1 rRNA gene is annotated in these 1,455 nt (G+C 56.8%); it reads right to left on the bottom strand.

From position 1 onward, the window contains the following. Positions 1-13: 13 nt before the first annotated feature. Positions 14-1,455: ribosomal RNA gene (locus tag HUO07_RS21495) — 16S ribosomal RNA — on the bottom strand; the annotation flags it as partial.

The raw sequence follows: 1,455 nt of genomic DNA, 5'->3' as shown, positions 1-1,455 counted from the left end.
GTGACGCATCGTTTAAGGAGGTGATCCAGCCGCAGGTTCCCCTACGGCTACCTTGTTACGACTTCACCCCAGTCATGAACCACACCGTGGTGATCGCCCTCTTGCGTTAGGCTAACCACTTCTGGTGCAGTCCACTCCCATGGTGTGACGGGCGGTGTGTACAAGGCCCGGGAACGTATTCACCGTGACATTCTGATTCACGATTACTAGCGATTCCGACTTCACGGAGTCGAGTTGCAGACTCCGATCCGGACTGAGACCGGCTTTAAGGGATTCGCTGACTCTCGCGAGCTCGCCGCCCTTTGTACCGGCCATTGTAGCACGTGTGTAGCCCTACCCGTAAGGGCCATGATGACTTGACGTCGTCCCCACCTTCCTCCGGTTTGTCACCGGCAGTCTCCTTAGAGTTCCCACCATTACGTGCTGGCAAATAAGGACAAGGGTTGCGCTCGTTACGGGACTTAACCCAACATTTCACAACACGAGCTGACGACAGCCATGCAGCACCTGTCTCTGCGTTCCCGAAGGCACCCCGGAATCTCTTCCGGGTTCGCAGGATGTCAAGGGTAGGTAAGGTTCTTCGCGTTGCATCGAATTAAACCACATGCTCCACCGCTTGTGCGGGCCCCCGTCAATTCATTTGAGTTTTAACCTTGCGGCCGTACTCCCCAGGCGGTCGACTTATCGCGTTAACTTCGCCACAAAGTGCGCTAGGCACCCAACGGCTGGTCGACATCGTTTACGGCGTGGACTACCAGGGTATCTAATCCTGTTTGCTACCCACGCTTTCGCACCTCAGTGTCAGTGTCAGTCCAGAAGGCCGCCTTCGCCACTGGTATTCCTCCCGATCTCTACGCATTTCACCGCTACACCGGGAATTCTACCTTCCTCTCCTGCACTCTAGCCTGACAGTTCCGGATGCCGTTCCCAGGTTGAGCCCGGGGCTTTCACAACCGGCTTATCAAGCCACCTACGCGCGCTTTACGCCCAGTAATTCCGATTAACGCTTGCACCCTCCGTATTACCGCGGCTGCTGGCACGGAGTTAGCCGGTGCTTCTTCTGCGAGTGATGTCTCTCCTGCCGGGTATTAACCGACAGGCGTTCTTCCTCGCTGAAAGTGCTTTACAACCCGAGGGCCTTCTTCACACACGCGGCATGGCTGGATCAGGGTTGCCCCCATTGTCCAATATTCCCCACTGCTGCCTCCCGTAGGAGTTCGGGCCGTGTCTCAGTCCCGATGTGGCTGATCATCCTCTCAGACCAGCTACGGATCGTCGCCTTGGTGAGCCGTTACCTCACCAACTAGCTAATCCGACATAGGCTCATCCAATAGCGGGAGCCGGAGCCCCCTTTCTCCCGTAGGACGTATGCGGTATTAGCCTGGGTTTCCCCAGGTTATCCCCCACTACCGGGCAGATTCCTATGCATTACTCACCCGTCCGCCGCTCGTCAGC

This window comes from Vreelandella maris, assembly GCF_013371085.1.
In the GTDB taxonomy this organism is placed as follows: Bacteria; Pseudomonadota; Gammaproteobacteria; order Pseudomonadales; family Halomonadaceae; genus Vreelandella; species Vreelandella maris.
Note: the sequence above shows the minus strand (reverse complement) of the source record. Positions and strands in the feature narration are given on the sequence as shown.